Source organism: bacterium (assembly GCA_023230585.1).
Taxonomy (GTDB): Bacteria; Ratteibacteria; UBA8468; order B48-G9; family JAFGKM01; genus JALNXB01.
The window spans coordinates 1-21,413 of record JALNXB010000035.1 but is presented as its reverse complement, the minus strand read 5'-3'; the positions used below and the strand labels follow the sequence as shown (position 1 = coordinate 21,413).

The 21,413-nt window shown below is 35.4% G+C and carries 19 protein-coding genes; 3 read left to right on the top strand and 16 right to left on the bottom strand.

Features of this window, described 5'->3' with window-relative positions:
- Positions 1–353: 353 nt before the first annotated feature.
- The 4 genes from M0P98_06615 to M0P98_06600 all read right to left on the bottom strand — a co-directional run bounded on the left by M0P98_06615 (position 354) and on the right by M0P98_06600 (position 3,713).
- On the bottom strand, positions 354–1,154 hold the full coding sequence (locus tag M0P98_06615) for an amidohydrolase family protein (GenBank protein ID MCK9266534.1): 801 nt from the start codon (positions 1,152–1,154) through the stop codon (positions 354–356).
- Positions 1,151–1,918 carry an amidohydrolase family protein gene (locus M0P98_06610; GenBank protein MCK9266533.1) on the bottom strand — a complete coding sequence of 256 codons (768 nt, stop codon included), beginning with the start codon at positions 1,916–1,918 and terminating at the stop codon, positions 1,151–1,153. The genes M0P98_06615 and M0P98_06610 overlap by 4 nt, the downstream gene beginning before the upstream one ends.
- 75 nt (positions 1,919–1,993) lie before the next feature.
- On the bottom strand, positions 1,994–2,794 hold the full coding sequence (locus M0P98_06605; protein ID MCK9266532.1) for an amidohydrolase family protein: 801 nt from the start codon (positions 2,792–2,794) through the stop codon (positions 1,994–1,996).
- 43 nt (positions 2,795–2,837) lie between these two features.
- Positions 2,838–3,713 (bottom strand): sugar phosphate isomerase/epimerase, encoded by an 876-nt coding sequence (locus M0P98_06600; GenBank protein ID MCK9266531.1) that lies wholly within the window; start codon positions 3,711–3,713, stop codon positions 2,838–2,840.
- 96 nt (positions 3,714–3,809) lie between these two features.
- Between M0P98_06600 and M0P98_06595 the strand changes: the two genes are divergently transcribed.
- Genes M0P98_06595 through M0P98_06585 form a run of 3 tightly spaced genes read left to right on the top strand, consistent with a single transcriptional unit; the run spans position 3,810 to position 6,678 of the window.
- Positions 3,810–5,078, top strand: coding sequence for an insulinase family protein (locus M0P98_06595; GenBank protein MCK9266530.1), 1,269 nt, complete (start codon positions 3,810–3,812; stop codon positions 5,076–5,078).
- Between the two features lie 11 nt (positions 5,079–5,089).
- Positions 5,090–5,671: a biotin transporter BioY gene (locus M0P98_06590; protein MCK9266529.1), complete on the top strand. Its 582-nt coding sequence runs from the start codon at positions 5,090–5,092 to the stop codon at positions 5,669–5,671.
- Positions 5,668–6,678 (top strand): aspartate-semialdehyde dehydrogenase, encoded by a 1,011-nt coding sequence (locus M0P98_06585; protein MCK9266528.1) that lies wholly within the window; start codon positions 5,668–5,670, stop codon positions 6,676–6,678. The genes M0P98_06590 and M0P98_06585 overlap by 4 nt, the downstream gene beginning before the upstream one ends.
- Before the next feature lie 407 nt (positions 6,679–7,085).
- On the opposite strand, the gene M0P98_06580 is transcribed toward M0P98_06585, so the two are convergent.
- From M0P98_06580 to M0P98_06525, 12 genes are all read right to left on the bottom strand, one after another.
- Positions 7,086–7,598 carry an adenine phosphoribosyltransferase gene (locus tag M0P98_06580; GenBank protein MCK9266527.1) on the bottom strand — a complete coding sequence of 171 codons (513 nt, stop codon included), beginning with the start codon at positions 7,596–7,598 and terminating at the stop codon, positions 7,086–7,088.
- Positions 7,561–8,388: a sigma-70 family RNA polymerase sigma factor gene (locus M0P98_06575; GenBank protein ID MCK9266526.1), complete on the bottom strand. Its 828-nt coding sequence runs from the start codon at positions 8,386–8,388 to the stop codon at positions 7,561–7,563. Before M0P98_06575 ends, M0P98_06580 begins: the two co-directional genes overlap by 38 nt.
- A complete protein-coding gene (gene alaS, locus M0P98_06570; GenBank protein MCK9266525.1) occupies positions 8,385–11,009 on the bottom strand; it encodes an alanine--tRNA ligase in 2,625 nt (874 codons plus the stop codon). The genes M0P98_06575 and alaS overlap by 4 nt, the downstream gene beginning before the upstream one ends.
- A 7-nt stretch (positions 11,010–11,016) precedes the next feature.
- On the bottom strand, positions 11,017–11,466 hold the full coding sequence (locus tag M0P98_06565) for a RecX family transcriptional regulator (GenBank protein MCK9266524.1): 450 nt from the start codon (positions 11,464–11,466) through the stop codon (positions 11,017–11,019).
- A complete protein-coding gene (locus M0P98_06560) occupies positions 11,456–12,952 on the bottom strand; it encodes a Do family serine endopeptidase (GenBank protein MCK9266523.1) in 1,497 nt (498 codons plus the stop codon). Before M0P98_06560 ends, M0P98_06565 begins: the two co-directional genes overlap by 11 nt.
- 173 nt (positions 12,953–13,125) lie before the next feature.
- Positions 13,126–14,292 carry a Gfo/Idh/MocA family oxidoreductase gene (locus tag M0P98_06555; GenBank protein MCK9266522.1) on the bottom strand — a complete coding sequence of 389 codons (1,167 nt, stop codon included), beginning with the start codon at positions 14,290–14,292 and terminating at the stop codon, positions 13,126–13,128.
- Positions 14,279–15,301 carry a recombinase RecA gene (gene recA, locus M0P98_06550; GenBank protein MCK9266521.1) on the bottom strand — a complete coding sequence of 341 codons (1,023 nt, stop codon included), beginning with the start codon at positions 15,299–15,301 and terminating at the stop codon, positions 14,279–14,281. Before recA ends, M0P98_06555 begins: the two co-directional genes overlap by 14 nt.
- Positions 15,302–15,935: 634 nt before the next feature.
- Positions 15,936–16,490 carry an RNA 2',3'-cyclic phosphodiesterase gene (thpR, locus tag M0P98_06545; protein ID MCK9266520.1) on the bottom strand — a complete coding sequence of 185 codons (555 nt, stop codon included), beginning with the start codon at positions 16,488–16,490 and terminating at the stop codon, positions 15,936–15,938.
- 176 nt (positions 16,491–16,666) lie between these two features.
- On the bottom strand, positions 16,667–17,662 hold the full coding sequence (gene ilvC / locus M0P98_06540) for a ketol-acid reductoisomerase (protein MCK9266519.1): 996 nt from the start codon (positions 17,660–17,662) through the stop codon (positions 16,667–16,669).
- Positions 17,663–17,691: 29 nt separating this feature from the next.
- Positions 17,692–18,210 carry an acetolactate synthase small subunit gene (gene ilvN / locus M0P98_06535; protein ID MCK9266518.1) on the bottom strand — a complete coding sequence of 173 codons (519 nt, stop codon included), beginning with the start codon at positions 18,208–18,210 and terminating at the stop codon, positions 17,692–17,694.
- A gap of 28 nt (positions 18,211–18,238) precedes the next feature.
- A complete protein-coding gene (gene ilvB, locus M0P98_06530) occupies positions 18,239–19,906 on the bottom strand; it encodes a biosynthetic-type acetolactate synthase large subunit (protein ID MCK9266517.1) in 1,668 nt (555 codons plus the stop codon).
- Between the two features lie 18 nt (positions 19,907–19,924).
- Positions 19,925–21,196, bottom strand: coding sequence for an adenylosuccinate synthase (locus tag M0P98_06525; GenBank protein ID MCK9266516.1), 1,272 nt, complete (start codon positions 21,194–21,196; stop codon positions 19,925–19,927).
- Positions 21,197–21,413 lie beyond the last annotated feature (217 nt).

The following is a 21,413-nucleotide window of genomic DNA, read 5'->3' as shown; positions in this document are numbered from 1 at the left end:
TTCCATTTTTTCTCCTTACTCCAAGTTTGTTTAAAGAGGAGTTTACCAATTTATCCTTTTTTATTGTAAGATTTTTGGTAAGATAATTATTGTTTTTATTAAATTCATTGCACAAACCGCTAATTACAAAACAGATTGTTCTTCTTATCAATTTTGCCTTTTTTTAGTTGCAATAAAAATACAAAGCAAATACTGTTTTTGGAAAGAAATTTGAAAAACCAAATGGTTAGCTACGCCAAGCAAAGTAGAATCTTGAATAATTTTCAAGCAAACGCTTTTTACAGGTGAGAAATAAAACTATTTTTTTCATATCACAATTTTAACATAGAATAAATATCTGTCAAAAAATTTTATTAAAGAAACTTTGAAAGAAGATTCTGTGCGTTTCTATAAAAAATATCTCTCCGTGCATCATCGTTTATATATGCACCTAAAACTGAACCAATATAATAATGGTAACTAAACCAAGGGAAATCCGTGCCAAAAAGTATTCTATCTGACCCTACCTCATCTACAAATCTTTCAAGCACACCTCTATCATCAAGCACAGCACACAATTCAAGATATAGGTTTGGGAACCTTTTCACCAACTCAATAGCACCACTCCAATTTCCATGACAGGAATGTCCCATCAGAATCTTTGCACCTGGATATTTTTCAGCAACCTTCTCTATTACCACAGGTCCGTCAAATTGGCTACTGCCCCACGTATGAAGTAGAACAAGAAGTTTTTTCTCATCAGCATACCTCCACGCCTCATTATAAACACCTTCTGAGATAGGAATCTTGTGATAGTCAGCAAGAAATTTAAATCCAACAAAAATATCACTATTCTTTTCCATATTTTCAATATCTTTCAGCGCTTTATCAGGATAACGAGGGTTAATACCGCAATATGCTTTCAACATATCGGGATATTGTTTTACAGCTTCAATGTTTGCAATATTACCAATATCAGGAGCTAACAAAGCAGAGTGGTGACAAAAGACAAGTTTTTTTACATTAGCAAGTTTCATACGTCTTATCGCCTCATCCAACTCAACAGATGGAAAAGTTATAGCATACCAATTACCCATATGTCCATGCATATCATAAATAGGGCAATCTTCAACCGTTCCATTTACAAAAAACTTTTCATACAATTGAGATTTCACAGTTTCACCCCAGAAATTATTCTTTCCAAGTTAAGAGAAGCTATATTCTTTTTATCTTCATCAGAAATTTCAGAATGTATTAACTGGAGAGTATTTGATTCCATATATGTTTCTGGAAAACCTGTTCCAAATAAAAGATTTTTAGAACCGTTCTTCTTAACAACAAACTCAATGTTCCCTTCATGTAAAGAAAGCATACTTGTTTCTACATAAAAATTAGGGTATTTATCCATAAGCGGGAGAATGTTTCTTAAAGGACTCCAACTTCCCAAATCACTCACAACACAGGTTAGATACGGAAAATCTGACATAATACTATAAATCTTGTCCCAATCACTATCTACCCCTTTAGATAGAGAGAGAAAAAAAGGTATCTTTCTTTCAGATACCTCGTCAAGAAATGGTCCCATTGACACCCTGTTAATAGAAAATTTCTGAAATTTCGGAAAAGCCCTTAATCCGAAAATATTGTTCTCTTTCATCTTTTGAAAAAACCCGTCCTGTATGACCTCTCCTGTTTGAGGAGGAAGAACAGTCCAAGTCCCAAAAAGCCTCTCTTTACCCTTAATCTCGTTTATAAGAAGTTGGTTTCCATAAACTGGTGAACTATTATGCTGAGAAATATGCCAAACCATAGATTTCTCAACTTCTGCTTCATCCATTGCTTTAATAAGTTTATCACCTGTTTCAACAGGTTTAAAAGCACCAGCAAGCATTGGAGAACCAATATAGACGTTTGAATCAAAAAACTTTATTTTTTCCATTTTAATAAACCCCTTTACCTTTTTTTAATATTATACTTACCACAAAACTTAAAAATCTTTTCATTTAAAATTTGTTTAAAGAAATTTTGAGAGAAGATTCTGTGCGTTCCTATAAAAAATATCTCGTCGTGCATCATCGTTTATAGTTGCCCCCAGTACAGAACCAATATAATAGTGGTAACTAAACCAAGGAAAATCTGTGCCAAAAAGTATTCTATCTGACCCTGTTTCATCAACAAATCTTTCAAGCACACCTCTATCATCAAGCACTGCACACAATTCAAGATATAGGTTTGGAAACCTTTTTACCAACTCAATCGCTCTACCCCAATTTCCATGACAGGAATGTCCCATCAAAATCTTTGCACCTGGATATTTTTCAGCAACCTTCTCTATTACCACAGGACCATCAAATTGGCTATTGCTCCACGTATGTAATAGGACAAGAAGTTTTTTCTCATCAGCATATCTCCACGCCTCATTATAGACTCCTTCTGTAATAGGAATTTTGTGATAGTCAGCAAGAAGTTTAAATCCAACAAAAACATCACTATTCTCTTCCATATTCTCAATATCTTTTAGCGCTTTATCAGGATAATGAGGGTTAATACCGCAGTATGCTTTCAACATATCAGGGTACTTTCTCACAGCTTCAATATTTACAGCATTACCTATCTCTGGAGCATTTAAAGTAGCGTGGTGACAAAACAAGAGTCTTTTTACATTAGCAAGTTTCATCCGTCTTATCATCTCGTCCAATTCAACAGAAGGATAAGTTATAGCATACCAATTACCCATATGTCCATGCATATCATAAATAGGACAATCTTCAACCTTCCCGTTTACAAAAAACTCCTCATATAATTTAGATTTCATAGTATCACCTCAGAATTATTCTTTTTTAGTGAAATATCCACACTTAATCCTGAACAACAAACTTCTCAAGATACCTCAAAGAAAGAATCAACCCTTCGTCTTCTCTTTTTGCGGTTGCAGTATCTCGGTATACTTTATCGTGCCAACCTTCAATATTAAGGTCGTTACTATATCCCTGTTTATGCAATTCCTTGATTACAAGGTTCCAATCTGTATCCCCAAACCCAGCAAAACAATGTTCAACAACCCCCGGGTACCATATACCATAAACATCAAGCAATTCCTTGTTAATATGGGCATCTTTTGCATGAATATGATATATTCGGCTACCATATTTCTTCAAGTTCAAAAGAGGGTCAATAAATAAGCATATTAGATGACTCGGGTCCCATTCCAACCCAATAACCTCCGAATTTACTTCATTGAAAGCCAAATCCCACATCTCTGGAGTGGAGAAGAAATTTATACCTCCGCAAGGAGTATAAAACTTGCCCATAGGGCAGTTTTCAAAAGCTATCTTAATATTATGGTCTTCAGCAAACTTGGCATGCTCACCCCAAAGTTCCTTATATTTAGAAATACTCTCCTTAAGAGGTTGACCTACCACTCTACCCGAAAAACCAGCCACAACCTTCACCTTCATTTTTTCTGCAAGTATAATAACATTCCTTACAAGTTTCTTATATTCATCTTCTTTCGATTCATCCATAATATTTACGTAAAAACCTGCCAAACAAGATATCCTTATGTCTCTCTCATCACAATAGTTTTTTACTTCCATTGCTTTTGCTTCCCAATCAGGATTACCTGGGAAAAAATCGTCTGTAGGAGAAACTCTCAATTCACAACACCTAAACCCTTCTTTTTTAGCAAAAGATATTCTTTCCTTGATAAAATTGGTTAAAAAACCTATTCTCATATTACCCTCCTTCGTTATTCAATCTTGTCAGAATATGATAATACAGTTATAATAAATGTCAAATTTAAAGCATAAGAAATACTAAAAAGGAGAATAATGGATAGCAAAGATATTATACTCAAAAATAAAGCTCGTATTGTATATAAAAGGATACCTCAATATCACTCAGTTTCTGTGGGAATGTTCATCAAAGCTGGAAGCAGGTTTGAAACAGAAGAAAATTCAGGGGTTTCTCACCTCATAGAACACCTACTGTTTAAAGGCACAAAAAAAAGAAGTTGTAATAGCATAAAAGAAGAGATAGAAGGTGTTGGAGGAACGTTTAATGGTTTCACATCGGAAGAGATTACCTGTTATTGGATAAAAATTTTGGGAGACTATTTCGACCTAAGTTTTGATGTTCTTTCAGATATGATACAAAACCCTTCAATGAAAAACGAGGATATAGAGAAGGAACGCCGAGTTGTTCTTGAAGAAATCAATATGTATAGAGATATACCTGCAAGATATGTTTTTGAGGTTTTTGACAGACAACTTTTTGATAACCACCCACTTGGACAACCAATAGCAGGAACGCCTGAAAGCGTTAAAGGCATGAGTAAAGAAAATATTCTAAATTATATGAAAAACTGTTATACCTCTGAAAATATTGTTGTTAGTATTACCGGTAATGTTTCAGAACAGCAGGTTGTTGAAACATCAGAAAAGTATTTAAACTCACTAAAAAGCAAGAATGAAAATATGTGTACCGAGTGGACAAAAAAAACGTCAGGTCCTTCTCTAAAAAATATATACAAAAAGACTGAACAGACCCATATAGCTATGGGAGGAATTGGAATTTCACGGTTGGATGAAAAAGATTACGTCTTAAAAGCCTTAAATGTTATATTTGGCGGTAATATGAGTAGTAGACTATTCAACAGAATTAGAGAAGAAATGTCTCTTGCTTACGCTATCAGAAGTATGACAAGTTCTTATAACGACACAGGAAGTTATGTTATTTATGCAGGAGTCTCCCCTGAGAACACCGAAAAATGTATATCTGCTGTTCTTGATGAAATGAAAAAAATTAAAGATCACGGTATATCAGAAAACGAACTGGCTCGAGCAAAAAAATTCCTTTCTTCTCAACTTTTAATGGGGCTTGAAGATAACCTTGAATATATGCTCTGGATTGGGGAACAAAAGTTGATGAAAGATTCTGTGACTACAAAAAAGAAGATATTAAAACAGATAGAATCAGTATCTACAAAAGATATAAAAGAACTTGCAGAAACACTATTTAAACCTTCAAATTTTTATGTTTCACTTATAGGGCCACAGGCAGACGAGTCAGAAATCTTAAAAGTAGCGTCAAAACTTTAAAGGAACAAGTAATGGAATATATTTCAATAAAACAGAACCTTTTATGTAAAAAGTATTTTAAGTTATTTACATCATTAACAACATTAAAAAAGTTTTCTTTAGCGTTTGGGTTTGCTATTCTAACTGGCATATCAGCCCAATTTTTCATAAAACTACCCTTTACTACAGTTCCTTTAACCAGCCAAGTACTTGTAGTACTTTGTTCTGGTCTTCTGTTAGGTAAAACTTTTGGTGCAATAAGCCAGATACTATACTTAGCAGGAGGTTCAATTGGAATACGTTGGTTCTACTTATCTCAATCTGGTCTATTTAGACATACAACCGGCTACATCATAGGGTTTATAGTAGCTTCATATATTATAGGTTTTTTAACAGAAAGAAAAGATTCTGCTGCCAACAGAATGGTTTCAATGTTTATAGGGGTTCTTATTATCTTAACTTTAGGAACTCTTTGGCTATCTATTTTTCAGCAGATTTCTTTAACTAAGGCTTTTACTTTTGGCTTTATACCTTTCTTACCATTAGACCTAATAAAAGCATATTTTGCAGGGGCAGTTATCAATTTAATTAAAAAAGAATGGAGTTTAAGATGAGAAAATATAAAATAGCCGTTGTCGGTGCTGGAATGGTTGGAAAAAAAATGATAGAGATTCTCCTTGAAAGAGATTTTCCTTATAGTGAAATAAAAATACTTGCAACAAGAGACAGAGAAGAAGAGATAGCTGGAAAATCTTTTAAAGTTGAAAAGACAGAACTTTCATCTTTTGAAGGGGTTGATATTGCTCTTTTTGCAGGGACAGAAGGAGAAAGAGGCGCAAGCCAGGTGTTTGGATGGGAGGCAGTCAAGAAAGGTGCAATAGTCATTGATAACGGAGGCGACTTCAGGATGGACCCATTGGTTCCTCTTGTTGTCCCTGAGGTTAATAGCCACCATTTAAAAAAACATAAAGGTTTTATATCAAGCCCTAACTGTTCTACCATACAGATGGTTATGGCTATCTACCCTATACACAGAGAATATACAGTAGAAAAAGTTATAGCAACAACTTTCCAGGCAGTATCAGGTACAGGCAGAGACGCACTTGAAGAATTGGAAACACAGGTAAATTCTTATGCAAACAGAGAACCTATAACAAAAAAAGTATACCCTCACCAGATTGCTTTCAATTCAATACCTCAGATAGGTAGCCTTTCTGAAGAGTTTCCAGGATACTACTCAGAAGAAGTCAAAATGATAAAAGAGACCCAAAAAATACTAACTTCTCCTGATATGCATATCTCTGCTACTTGCGTGCGTATACCTGTCTTTAACGCTCATTCAGAGAGCATTACATTACAGTGCAAAAAAAGACCTGACTTAAAAAGAGTTAAAGAACTTCTCAACTCTTTTGCTGGTAATTCGGTTATTGATGAACCTTCAAAATCGCTCTACCCTACTCCACTTGAAGTATCTGAAAAAAACGAGGTTTTTATAGGAAGAATCAGGGAGAACCCAGCTTTAGAGAATGGTATAGATATGTGGGTTGTGTCTGACAATATAAGAAAAGGGGCAGCTCTTAACACTATCCAGATAGCAGAACATCTTATAAGAGAAAAGTAACTGTATACAAGGATAAATAGATAAAAGAAAAGCGTATGTGGTGTCTACTCACTCTGGGACTACGGCGCATACACCTTCCCTTTTTTTGCCTTCTACCCAATGGGGATGTTTGGTGTAGTAAGTCCCTAAGAGTTTGCAGAGAGGTTAATGGGATGAGGCTTGTCCGCCGAAGCTTGTATTGTAGCGTAGGTGGAGGTGCAGTTAGCAACTTAACCAAAAACGAAAGACGTAATGATAAGGATGAAGATTCCCCTTGCATGTCATTCCGGACTTGATCCGGAATCTCGTTTTTGCCACTTCTGTTACGTGAGTTAGGTTAGAGATTCTAAAACAAGTTCAGGATGGTAAAACGGGCAGGGAGAAGAGTGTGTGGGTGATTTGCTGATATTTACTAAAATCAAAAAAAACTAATACTTTATAAGAGAAAATATATCATAACCTTTCAATTTATCAATTCCTTTCAAATCTTTCAATTCTATAAGAAAAAGAAACTTCTCTACTATGGCTCCAGCTTTTTCTATAAGTGCACAAGTTGCTTTTGCTGTTCCGCCAGTTGCAAGTAAGTCATCTACTATAACAACTTTTTCACCAACAGAAAGAGCGTCCTTATGCATCTCAATAACATCAGTACCATATTCAAGAGCATACTCCATACGGATTTTTTCTGCTGGTAGTTTGCCAGATTTTCTAACAGGGACAAAACCCACTCCCAACATATAAGCAAGCGCACCACCAAATATGAAACCTCTCGCTTCTATAGCCACAATTTTTGATATATTAGAAGGTATCTCTGCTTTAAACAGATTTAAAGCCTCCTGCAACCCTTTTGGATCTTTTAGGAGGGTAGTAATATCTCTAAACAAGATACCTTCTTTAGGGAAATCAGGTATTGTCCTGATTAAGTCTTTCATCTCTTTCATTTTTTATTTCTTCCCACTCTTTCTTAAGTTTCTTTAAAGCAATCTTTTTTATCTGGTGTACCCTCTGTCTACTAACATCCATCTTCTCTGAAATTTCCTTGTAACTGTGTTGCACACCATCTTCAAGACCGTAATATAGTTCCAACACTTTTATCCAGGTGTCAATATTAGCTCTCTTCTCTTTATCTTTAAGCCGAGAAAATATGTTTGCAAGAATATCTTTATTATTCAAAACTTCCCAAAACCCAGGGTCGCCACTCCTTTCAAAATCTATAACCTCAAAAAGGTCAACCTCTTTCTCGCCATCATAATACCCAGAAGATATAACTCTAACTTGACCTGAATACTTTTTCAATTTTTTAATAATTTCAGGAGTTAGTTTTAACTCTTCAGCTATCTCTTTTTCGGTAGGAGTTCTACCGTGATTAAACATATAATCTTTTTTCAGTTCTTCCAATTTTTCTTTAAACTCTTGATACCTTTCTGGTATCTTCAAAACCTCAAACTCTTTCATTATTGCTCTCAATACAAATCTTTTAATCCAAAAATATGCATAAGTACCAAACTTAACATTTTTTCTAAAATCAAACTTTTCAAGAGCTTTAAGAAGCCCCATATTGCCTTCAGCTATAAGGTCTGCCAATATATCGGAAGAAAAAGCATAACGTTTTGCAAGGTATATTACAAGACCTTGATTTTGTTTAACAAAAGTCTCTTTTGCTTTTCTATCTCCCTTTCTAATCAATTTTATCATTTGTATCTCTTCTTCTTGAGTCATTACTTCTTTCATTTATCTTTTCCTTTCATTTGTATAATACTCCTTATTTTGTTGGCAGCCTCCAAAAATCTTTCACCATTTTTACCGCTTCCACGTGCAAAAACTTCGCTTCCCCCAGCTTTACCACCTAAAATAGACGCAACCTCTTTTGCAAGTTTTACTGCTGGAAACTCTTTCTTCACGCCATCTCCAACCTTAACAACAAACATAACCTTATCTTCAATCTCATCAGCTATAAAAGATATACAGTTATCGAGAGATTCTATTAATTTGTCAGAAATCTTACTTATAATTTCACTATTTTTAAGTTCAAGTTTCTTGTTAATATAATTATAACTACATATATCGTTAGATACAAATTCTTTTTCAGAAATCAATTCTTTTGTTAGCATTGATATCAGAATATTTTCATATTTTTCTACAACTTTTTCTCTCTTTTTACCATCATCCAAAAATTTTTCTACCCTAACTAAAAGTTTTTCTGGTATTGTTTCAAACAGGTTACTTACATCTACAACCGTTTTTCTATAACCATCAAGATATGAGATAGCATCTTTATATGTAACAGCTTCAATCCTTTTTAAGTTCTTCCCAATACTTGAAAACCCAGTTATTTTAAAAATAAGTATATCACAGGTATTTTCAACGTGAGTCCCGCCACATATCTCGCTATGACATTTAGATATATTTATAACCCTAACATTCTCTTCATATTTTTCTGTAAAAAGAGCTATCACATCGGTCTTCAAGACCTCTTCAAGAGTTCTTTCTTCAACAACAACCTCATATTTTTGCAAAATTGCGTCTTGCACAAATTTTTCTACCTGTTCAATTTTTGTTGACGATATATCCTCAGAACAGATAAAATCGAATCTAAACCTATCATCAGCAACATAAGAACCAGCCTGTTTAACCTCTTTACCCACAATTTCTCTTAACGCATAATGTAATAGATGGGTCGCAGTATGGTTAGCAGAAACTTTAGTTCTAAATTCTGCATCAACCTTTAATGAATAACCCTGCTTCTGTGTTAACAGTGTTTCATGTTGACCTTCTACAAATTTACCAATATGGTGAATAAGACCATTTTCATCTATTGTAGTATCCAGAACCACAAACCTAACTTCACAGTTTTCTATAACTCCTCGGTCACCTATCTGCCCACCTTTCTCTGGATAAAAAGGGCTTCTGTCAAAAACAATCTCAAAAAGTTTTTTACGTACATCAAAATATACTGCTTTAACATCTGCTACATCCTCTAATTTTTTATATCCTGTAAACTGAGTTGCAACTAAAGGAAGTTCTTCAAAAACTATTTCTTTATGTAATACCGATTCTGTTGAAGACCTTGCCTTTTTTTTCTGTTCCTCTAAAGCGCTGTTAAAACCATCCCAATCTATATCTATATTTTTTTGAAAAGCAATCTCTTCAATTATATCAACAGGCACACCAAAAGTGTCGTAAAGTTTAAAGGCTGTTTTTCCTTGAAGAACACTGCCTTTGACATCACCCAGTAAAACCTGAAAATTTCTGGATGCAGATTCAATAACAGACCTATATTTGTCTTCCTCTTCACGTAACACCTTTGAAATCATCTCTTTGTTTGTTTTCAAGGTAGGATAAATATCACCCATAAGAGCAACAACCACTTCACTAAGGGAATAGAGGAACGGTTCCTTTATACCTAATTGGAACCCACTAACAGTTGCCCTTCTTATTATTCTTCTTAAAACGTACCCTCTTGCTTCATTTGAAGGTAAGATATTATCATCTATAAGAAAAGCAACCGCTCTTATATGGTCAGCCACTCTGCGAAAAAAGACCTTTTTATCTGAGGTATCCAAATATTTACAGCCAGAAACATCTTCTATTTTTTTAATTATTGGTAGAAAAAGATCAGTTTCATAATTAGATTCAACGTTCTGCATTATTCTTATCATACGTTCCAAACCCATCCCAGTATCAACACCTCGTCGCTTAAGAGGCACAGATGAACCATCGCTCTGTCTATCAAATTGAGGGAAAACAATGTTCCAAAACTCAAGAAACCTATCACAATTACATCCCGGAAGACACCCTGGTCCACAAGATTTATCTTCTCCAAAATCCATATAAAGTTCAGTACAAGGTCCGCACGGTCCTGTTTCTCCTGCTGGTCCCCAAAAGTTATCTTCTTTCCCGAGAGGCACAATACGTGTTTCTGGCAGAAAACTTTTCCATATATCTTTTGTTTCAATATCTTCTTTATAGTAAGTAGCCCATATTTTTTCAATAGGTAATTTTAAAAGTTCAATAACAAACTCGTAAGCCCAATCAATAGCTTCTTTCTTAAAATAGTCTCCAAACGAAAAATTACCTAACATTTCAAAAAAAGTATGGTGCCTATTACTTACTCCTATCTTATCAAAATCGCTATCTTTACCTCCTGCTCTAACACATTTTTGGCAAGTTACAGCCCTTGAATAAGGAAGTTTTGAATCGGTAGCCCAAAATTTTTTAAACTGTACCATTCCAGCGTTAGTAAAAAGAATAGTTGCATCGTCAAACGGTACAAGTCCGCTACCATGAACAATTGTATGTTCTTTATCTTTAAAAAAATCAAGATATATACTTCTTAATTTACTACTGTCCATACCTATATTATTCTCCTTCAGGTTTATAAAAATGTTCAGACACTTTTTCTAATGTAGTAAAAGAGAAACCTCTCCTACTTAACATCCTTAAAACTTGTAAAGAACTTCTATTTTTAACTTTTTCAGTAAAAAACTTTTTAGCTATCTCAAATTCCTTACGATAATCAAAATTTTCTTCGATATTTTTGATTACCTCTTCTTTTATTTGTTTATATTTCAGAACAGAAATTATATAATGGTACCCTTTCTTTTTAGTAAGAAATTTTTCTACAATAAAATATGCAAGCTCAAAATCGTCCAGATATCTTTTGTTTTTCAACTCCTCAATAGTTTGGTTCAACTCAGTATCTGAAATGTTCGCATAAATAGAAGTCAATCTATTTTTTAGTTCGACTTCAGAATAATCTTTTCTGGAGATAAGCTTTAAAGCCGATAAATATATACTTTTATTTTTCACCCTTTAATAGGAGCACCCTTATATTTGCTCCTTTTTTAATTCTAATCCTTGCATTAGATTTTGAAGATAATTTTCTAACCACATCTTTATAGTCCGACAAACCTTTTATGCTTTTACCTTCTATTGCAAGAATAATAGTTCCAACTGTAAGTTCAACTTCATCAGCAGGAGAACCCGGTTCAACAGAAACCACAACAACACCAGAAGTTCCTTCAACCTTATATTTTTCTTTAATATCATCAGTGAGACCTGTAACCTTAATCCCTCTCCAAGCGGAATCTTCTGTTATTGATGCCAACTGTTCATCAGAAGGCATCTCTCCTACTACCAAGTTTAATTGAACTTCTTTCTTGTCTCGCCAAACAATTATCTTAACTTTCTTACCAACAGGAGTATCCGCAACCTTCATCTGCAACTCTTTTGTGTCTTCAATAGTTTTACCGTCAAAAACCAGTATAACATCCTCAGTTTTTATACCAGCAGACGAAGCAGGAGTATCAGGCATTACATCTAAAACAAGAGCACCCTTAGTGTTTTTCAGTCCAAAAGATTTTGCAAGGTCTTCATCTAAAGGTTGGTGTACAATACCAAGATACCCTCTAACAACTTTTCCTTTATCTCTAAGTTGAGTAAAAACATGCTTAGCCATATTAACAGGTATAGCAAAACCAAGGTTCTGACCAACCTGAGGTGAAACTATAAAGGTGTTTATACCTATTACTTCAGCGTTAATATTTACCAAAGGACCGCCAGAATTTCCTGGATTGATAGCAGCATCTGTCTGAATAAAATCTTCATACTGGGTAATATGGAACCCACTTCTACCTTTTGCGCTTATAACCCCAACAGTAACAGTTGCAGACAACCCCATAGGGTTACCAATAGCCATAACCCACTCACCAGGTTGAAGTGACTCTGAATCTCCCAATTTAACAGCCGGTAGCATCTCTTTTGCTTCAATCTTTATCAAAGCAAGGTCTGTCTTGGGGTCGCTCCCAACAACTTTTGCTTCATACTTATGGGTTCCGTCGTTCAATGTAACCAGTATCTTATCAACATCTCTTATTACGTGGTTATTTGTAATAATATAACCTTTCTCGTCAACAATAAAACCTGAACCAAGCCCTTGCTGTTTCCTTTCAAAAGTTTTTGGTTGCTGTTGCTGTTGTCTTCGTGGAGTTCTAAAAAAATCATCGAATGGCGAACGGAAAAAACCTTCAAAATCACCAAACGGATCCCAATACCTCTGAGTTACAACTTTTTCGGTAGTTATCTGAACTACAGAAGGTTTTACAGCCTTTGCAATATTAACAAAAGAGTTCTGCAAATTTGTAATTTCAGGACCAACACCGGTAAAAACATAAGGAGAATCTTTTGAACGTAACCTACCAAAACTATGTTTCTCCATAAAAGAAAAACCGTAATAACTAAATATAAAAAATAAGAACCCTATCGTTACGCCAGATATGAAATATCTTCTTTTCATTTCTTCCTCCTAAAAATTTTATAAAAAAGTTCTTTTTTCATTTACCATTAAAAAGGCGGTGGGAGGTCAAAGCTGAAAACCTTGTTTTGAATTGTCACAATCTCCTCCGTTTTCTTTTAAAAAAACCATATTCTTAGCTTTAACTATTTAGATGCAAAAAAGAGGAAAAAGTTTTATTTTTTTATTTTAACCCAATTTTTCTTTGACGCAGATTCTTCAACAGCATTTAAAACCTCAAGACACTTTATGCCATCATAAAAATTAGGGACAGGATTCTTATCTTCAGCAATAGCAGTACATATATCTGCAACCATATTCACAAAAGAATCCCCATAACCTATAATATGACCTGCAGGCCACCAGTTAGCGGCATAAGGATGTGAAGCGTCTGTAGCAATAATGGTTTTAAAACCTTGGGTAGATTCTGGTTCATCAACACTATAATATTGTAGTTCGTTTAACCTTTCAAGGTTGAAAAAAATGCTTCCTTTACTTCCATTAATTTCAAACCTTTGTCCATTTTTTCTTCCAGCAGCAAACCGTGTTGCTTCAAAAGAACCTATAGCACCGTTTGTAAACCTTGCAAGAAAAAGGGTTGTATCATCGACAGTAACTTTCCCTGTCTTTTCGGATTTAGATTTATCTTTAAGCCCTGTTTCAAGAATACCAGTTTCTTGAATCAATGGTCTCTCTTTTATAAAAGTCTCTTTAACTCCTGTAACTTCTTCAAATTCACCCACAAGGTATCTTGCCAAATCTATAAGATGAGCATTCAAATCACCGTGAGCTCCACTACCTGCAACCTTCTTATCAAGTCGCCAAACAAGAGGAAACTGAGGGTCAAGAATCCAGTCTTGAAGATAAGAGGCTCTAATATGGTATATCTTACCTATCTTTCCTGAATCTATAAGATTTTTTGCAAGCCCAATAGCAGGAAGTTTTCTATAATTAAAACATATTGCGTGTTTCACTTTATATTTTTCAACAGCTTCCAACATTTCATACCCTTCTTTTAGGGTAGCAGCAAGAGGTTTTTCGCAAAATAGAGTTTTCCCTTCTTTTGCAGCAGTAACGGCTATAGATTTGTGAGCATCAGGTGGGCTTGTTATATCAATTAAGTCTATATCATCTCTTTTGACAACCTTCTTCCAATCAGTTTCATATTCTTCCCACCCAAACTTTTCTTTTGCCATTTTTAATGGCCCTTCTGTCCTACCGCATATAACTTTCATTACAGGCAAGATGGGTAAATCAAAAAATATTCCAGCATCTTTATAAGCATGAGAGTGAGCTTTACCCATAAATTTATAACCTATAAGACCAACATTAATTTTTTTCATTTTCAACCTCTTCTTTTTTAGGTTTAAACCCAGATAATTCAAAAACTTTAGACTCTACCTCTTTATAAAGACTTTCATTCTGTCTCAAACTTTCAATGGTATTTTCCATCCCTTGCCCAATAGAAGTACCTTCATATTGTATATAACTACCCTTCTTTTCAAAAATTTTATATTGCAAAGCAGCATTTATCAACGCCCCTTCCCTACTAATACCTTTACCGTAGTAGATATCCAGTTCAGCCTCTTTAAAAGGGGGCGCAACCTTATTTTTTACAACCTTAACCCTTACTCTATTACCTACCAATTCAGAACCGCTCTTTATACTCTCGATTCTTCTAACCTCCAACCTTACAGAAGAATAAAATTTTAACGCCCTTCCACCCGTGGTTGTTTCAGGGTTACCAAAAAAGACTCCTATTTTTTCTCTTATCTGGTTAATAAAAATCGCAGAAGTTTTCGATTTACTTATATACCCTGTTAGTTTCCTCAACGCCTGCGACATTAACCTTGCTTGTAACCCCATAACACTTTCACCCATCTCTCCTTCAAGTTCAGCTTTTGGCACCAAAGCAGCAACAGAGTCTATTACAACAACATCCACAGCGCTACTTCTTATTAAAGATTCAGCTATTTCAAGCGCCTGCTCACCGTTGTCAGGTTGGCTTACAAGCATATCTTCAATATTAACGCCCAATCTCTGCGCATAGATAGGGTCTAAAGCGTGCTCAGCATCAATAAAAGCAACCTGTCCACCTTGCTTCTGAGCTTCAGCCAATATATGCAACGCAAGAGTAGTCTTTCCAGATGATTCAGGACCAAATATTTCTGTTACCCTACCTTTAGGAATTCCACCAACACCTAAAGCAATATCAAGAGAAATTGAGCCAGTCGGAATAACAGCAATATCTGCAACATCTTTCTCTCCAAGCCGCATTATAGCGCCTTTTCCAAAATCTTTCTCTATCTGGCTAATAGCCATACTTAACGCTTTTTCTTTATCCATTATCATCTTCTCCCTGTTTTAACATTTATTTTTAATTAATATAACATTTGAAGAGACTAAAAGTCAAATAATAGTCCTTTTATAATACAAGTATAAAAAAAGTATGTGGTGTCTACTCACTCTGGTACTACGGTGCATACACCTTCTACACAACAATCGGGCACCCTGAGAACTCACCCTTCTGCATAGAAGACATCTCCGAAGGGCTTAACAGGCTCAGAGTATAAGAACAAAAGGCTTGAACCTTTTGTTAACAGCCCGATTCTTGCTTGAGTTGTAGTAGCACCTCGTAATTCGTTCCTAAACACATACTTTTTTAACGAAAAGAAAGACAAAAAAATAATAAGGATAAATACGAGGGTTGCCACGTCATTAGAAGGCATTCCTCGCAATGCCACAAAACGGCAGTTAAATATATAAAAGAAAAGCGTATGTGGTGTCTATTCACTCTGGTACTACGGCGCATACACCTTCCCTTTTTTTGCCCTCTACCCAAAGGGGAGAGGGATCAAGGATGAAAATTCCCCTTGTATGTCATTCCGGACTTGGTCCGGAATCTCGTTTTTGCTACTTCTGTTACAGGGAATTATGAAACAAGTTCAGGATGGTAAATTGGACAAGCGCTTCTCGCAAAAACAGATTATAAAAAAGGACAATGGAAAAGCGTCTTATAAACAGGAGGACTACTACTGGTTAAAACACTTTCAATAAGTTCAACACCTTCAACATTCATAACACCAAAAGAATGTTCTGAAAACCTATCCATTAAATTATTTATTACTGAAAGGTTAGGTAAAGACCTAAACCTTGATATAGTTATGTGCTCTTTAAATCTTTTTTCATTAGGAAAACCCAGTTTTTCAAACTCTTCTTCTATTTTTCTATTTAAACTTTTAAGATACCCGTTAGATTTCACCCCAATCCATAAAACTCTTAACTGTTTTTGTTCTGGGAATACCCCTAACCCTTTCACTTGCATATCGAATGGTTCAAATTCACCACAAATATTACTCAATATATCTTTAATATTTGCAAGACAAGATGTTTCAACATTACCTAAAAATTTTAAAGTAATATGCAGGTTTTCAGGAGGGACAATTCTTGCTTCTTTAGTTTTAGAAGACAGTTTTCCTGTTATCTCCAGAAAATTCTTCTTTATTTCTTCAGATATTCTTATACCTATAAAAGTTCTCATTTTTTTTACAATAAAAAAAAGAGACTTCCTTTTCAGGAGGTCATTTAGGCTTCAAGAGCCAGACCTTTTTGAATCTCTAAGGATTAAAGGGCACATAGGCCACAAAACCTGAAAGAGGAAGTCTCTTAATAGTTATATCTTTTTATTTTACATTTGTCAAGACTAAATATTTTTATTTATTTTCCTTTAAGCCAGGGCATCATATCTCTCATCTTTTTACCAATCTTCTCTATAAGATGCTCTTCTGACTGTCTGCGCAAAGCGTTAAAAACAGGTCTGCCTACAAGATTTTCAGTAATCCAGTCTTTTGCAAAATTCCCGTTCTGCACATTTTCAAGGACATCCCACATATTATCTTTTACATTCTCATCTATAACCATAGGACCTATTGCCATATCACCATATTCAGCAGTATCGCTTACAACTTTTCTCATTCCTTGTATACCTCTTGAATTAATCAGGTCAACAATAAGTTTTAACTCATGACATGTTTCATAGTAAGCAACCTCTGGCTGGTAGCCGGCTTCAACCAATGTTTCAAATGCGTACTTAATCAACTGACTGATTCCACCACAAAGAATCGCCTGCTCACCAAAAAGGTCTGTTTCGGTCTCTTCCTTAAAGGTTGTTTGAACCACACCACACCTTGTTCCACCAAGCCCTTTTGCGTAGGCAAGTGCAATACCAAGAGCATTACCTGTAAAATCCTGTTCTACAGCAACAAGACAGGGTACCCCATTACCTTGCTCAAACTGGTCTCTCAACAAATCTCCAGGACCTTTTGGCGCAACCATAAAAACATCAACGTTTTTGGGTGGCACAACCTGATTAAAAAGGATAGAAAAACCGTGAGCAAACCCAAGAGCTTGCCCTTCTTTTAGGTTTGGCTCAATACAATTCTTGTATAATATTGGCTGAAGATTATCTTGTACCAACACCATAAGAACGTCTGCTGCTTTTGTAACATCAGCAATTTTCATAGGTGAAAACCCATCTTTTACAGCCAATTTATAGTTATCTGTACCTTCCAACTCGCTAACTATTACATCAACTCCACTATCTTTAAGGTTTAATGCGTGCGCTCTTCCTTGACTTCCATACCCTAAAACCCCTACTTTCTTACCTTCCAGGTATTTTAAATCTGCATCCTTTTCATAATATATCTTAGCCATCTTATTCCTCCTCGTATTGTTGTAAACAATTATTTTTTATGTTGCCCAAACTCTCTCGGAAGGGCTATTCTACCTGTTCTCACTATCTCTTTAACCCCATAACTTTTGAGCAACTCAATCATTGCAGAAATTTTTGATACCTTTCCTACAACCTCAAGAGTAAGAGATTTTTTACCTATATCTACAACTTTCGCTCTAAAAGTGTTAGCAAGTTGCATTATCTCCTGCCTTATTACAGGATTTAAGGTTTTAATCTTTATAAGAACAAGTTCTCTATCTATAAAATCTCCGTCAGTCAAATCTTGTACCTTTATAACATCAATAAGTTTATTTAACTGTTTATAAATCTGTTCAAGTATCCTTTCATCACCTTTTACCGTCATAGTAACTTTTGATATAGAGGAGTCTTCAGTTTCTGAAACACATAAACTATCTATATTATAACCTCTTGCAGAAAATAAACCAGCTATCCTTGCAAGCACACCAGTCTTATTTTCCACAGTTAAAATTACAAGATGAGAAGAATAATTTTCTTTATTATTTTTCATTTGTTGTACCTCGGGTTGTATTATATTTCTACGCTATACCTTCAAGCATCTGGTCAAGAGAAGCCCCAGCAGGAACCATTGGAAAAACGTTTTCATCCTCAACTATCCTACAATCCAGTATAACAGGTTTTTCCTTCTCTTCCAAAACCCTTGGGATAATAGAGTCAAACTCTTCCACGTTACACACTTTATAACCCAAAGCACCGTACGCTTCGGCAAGTTTTGCAAACTCTGGCTGAGCATTCTCTTCACGGGTATAGGCATACCTTTTTTTATAGAACAATTGTTGCCATTGACGTACCATCCCAAGACAACCATTATTAAGTATTATAATCTTAACGGGCAGTTTATTATAGACCGCAGTTGCAAGTTCCTGTATATTCATCTGAATACTTCCATCTCCAGCTATATCAACTACTACCTTATCAGGATTTGCTAACTGAGCTCCAATTGCTGCTGGAAACCCAAATCCCATAGTTCCAAGCCCGCCTGATGTAATAAAGGTTCGTGGTCTTTTAAATTTATAATATTGGGCTGTCCACATCTGGTTCTGCCCAACTTCAGTACATATTATAGCATTATCAGGTAACAACTCAGATATTTTTTCTATTACATATTGAGGTTTAAGAGCGTTCTTTTCATAAGCTAAAGGATATTTTTCTTTCCATTCTTTGATTCTGGAAAGCCATTCTTTTCTCTCATATCCCTCTATCTTCTCATTTATTTCTTGAAGAATAACTTTTGCGTCTCCAACAATAGGTATATCAACCTCAATATTTTTACTAATAGAAGCAGGGTCTATATCAATATGAATTATTCTTGCGTTAGGAGCAAAGTTTTCTATCTTCCCGGTAATCCTATCGTCAAAACGGCAACCTACAGATATAAGAAGGTCTGATTCTACGACTGCGTAATTAGCATATTTTGTGCCGTGCATCCCAAGCATCCCAAGAGAAAGAGGATGTTCTACAGGAATAGTTCCAAGCCCCATAAGAGTAAAAGTTACTGGTATTTTCGTTGTTTCAACAAACTGTTTTATCTCATCCGAAGCCTCAGAATGAATTACTCCTCCACCAGATATAATCAAAGGTTTTTTTGATTCTTGTATCAACTTACAAGCCCTCTCTATCTGGATGGGATGTCCTTCGTATACAGGTTTATAACTCCGAATATCAACCTCTTCTGGATATTCAAATATAGTTTCTGCCCTCTGTACGTCTATAGGTAGGTCGATAAGAACGGGTCCTGGTCTACCTGATTTTGCTATGTAGAACGCTTCTTTCACAACTTTGGTTATATCTTGAACATTCTTTATTAGATAATTATGCTTTGTTATGGGTCTTGTTATACCCGTAATATCAACCTCTTGAAAAGCATCGCTACCTATAAGACTTGTTGCCACTTGAGCAGTAATCGCAACCATAGGTACAGAGTCCATATATGCAGTGGCTATCCCGGTAACAAGATTTGTAGCACCGGGTCCTGAGGTAGCCATACACACACCAGTTTTACCTGACGACCTTGCATACCCATCAGCAGCGTGGGCTGCTCCCTGTTCATGACGTACAAGAATAAATTTTATACAACTATCATAAAGTTGGTCGCAAAGAGGTAACAAAACACCACCGGGATATCCGAAAATTGTATCAACTCCCTCTTTCTTTAAACACTCCACCATTATTTGCGCACCATTCATTTTCTTTCTCCTTCTATTTCATTTTGATATAGTCTGTTCTCTTGATGTCCCAACAGAAACCTTTGTTACAGGCGCTTCTATCAATTGTTCAACTCTTTCTATATATTTTTTAGCATTATCAGGAAGATTCCTATACTCTGTTATCTTTCCAAGATCTTCTTGCCAACCATCCATCTCTTCGTAAACTACATTACAGTTAGAAAAAACTTTACTGTTAAAAGTATAATCATGGTAAACGTCACCTTCAAACTCATAAGCAACCCCAATCTTGATTTTTTTCATACCAGAAAGAACATCCAACTTTGTCATAACCAGTTCATCCAACCCATTAACTTTACGGGCAAATTTTACCAGAACCGAATCGAACCACCCACACCTTCTTGGTCTACCTGTTGTAGCACCATATTCATTTCCAGCTTTTCTAAGGTTCTCACCGTCTTCCCCAACAAGTTCAGTAGGAAACGGTCCCATTCCAACCCTTGTAGTATACGCTTTTACAATCCCTATAATTCTACATATTTTTTTTGGAGAAATACCTAACCCAGTACACGCTCCACCAGCAGTAGAATTAGAAGCAGTAACATAAGGGTAACTCCCAAAATCTATATCAAGAAAAGTGCCCTGAGCACCTTCTGCAAGAATATGTTTACCTTTTTCAATCTCATCGCAAAGATAAAGAGAAGTATTCTTAACCATCTTTTTCATCATTTCTCTTGCGTTAGAATATTCCTCATAAATCTTGCCCACATTAAGAACTTCTTCTTTATAGTATTCTCTAAACAGATAGTTTTTCAGTTCAAGCGCTATCTTAAGTTTTTCTTTAAAAATATCATCATCAACAAAATCTATAGCCCTTATACCTATCCTATTAAACTTATCTGCATAAGTGGTCCCTATACCTCTACCTGTTGTTCCCAACCCACCTTTTCCTCTAAACTTATCTTCTATCTGGTCCAACAATTTATGATAAGGTAACGTCATATGAGCGTTTTCAGCTACAAACAGCCTGCCTTCGGTACTAATACCATTCTCTTTTAGGTATTCAATCTCTTTACAGAAAGAGAGAGGGTCAATAACCATACCATTACCTACCAAGCAGATTTTTTCTGGGTAAAGTATACCCGATGGTATAAGATGAAAAATATATTGTTTTCCATCAACAACCACTGTATGCCCCGCATTAGCTCCCCCTTGAAACCTTGCAACTATATCAACATCATCAGCGAGAAAGTCTATAATTTTTCCTTTACCTTCATCGCCCCATTGAGTTCCTAAGACTACTGTTACCATTTAGACTCCTTGATTTAAAGTAAAAATTTTCGGTTTTAAGTCACCCTAAAACCAACCTTGATAGTTTTACCATAAATTTCATTCTTTTGCAAGTTGTAGTCTTTTATAATACAAAATGAGCCTGAAAGAGGGCTCGGTTTCAAATACAGATTGAGCCTAAAGAAAAAATGGGTCATAATATAAGGTTATGACACTAAACATGAAAGACACGGCTATA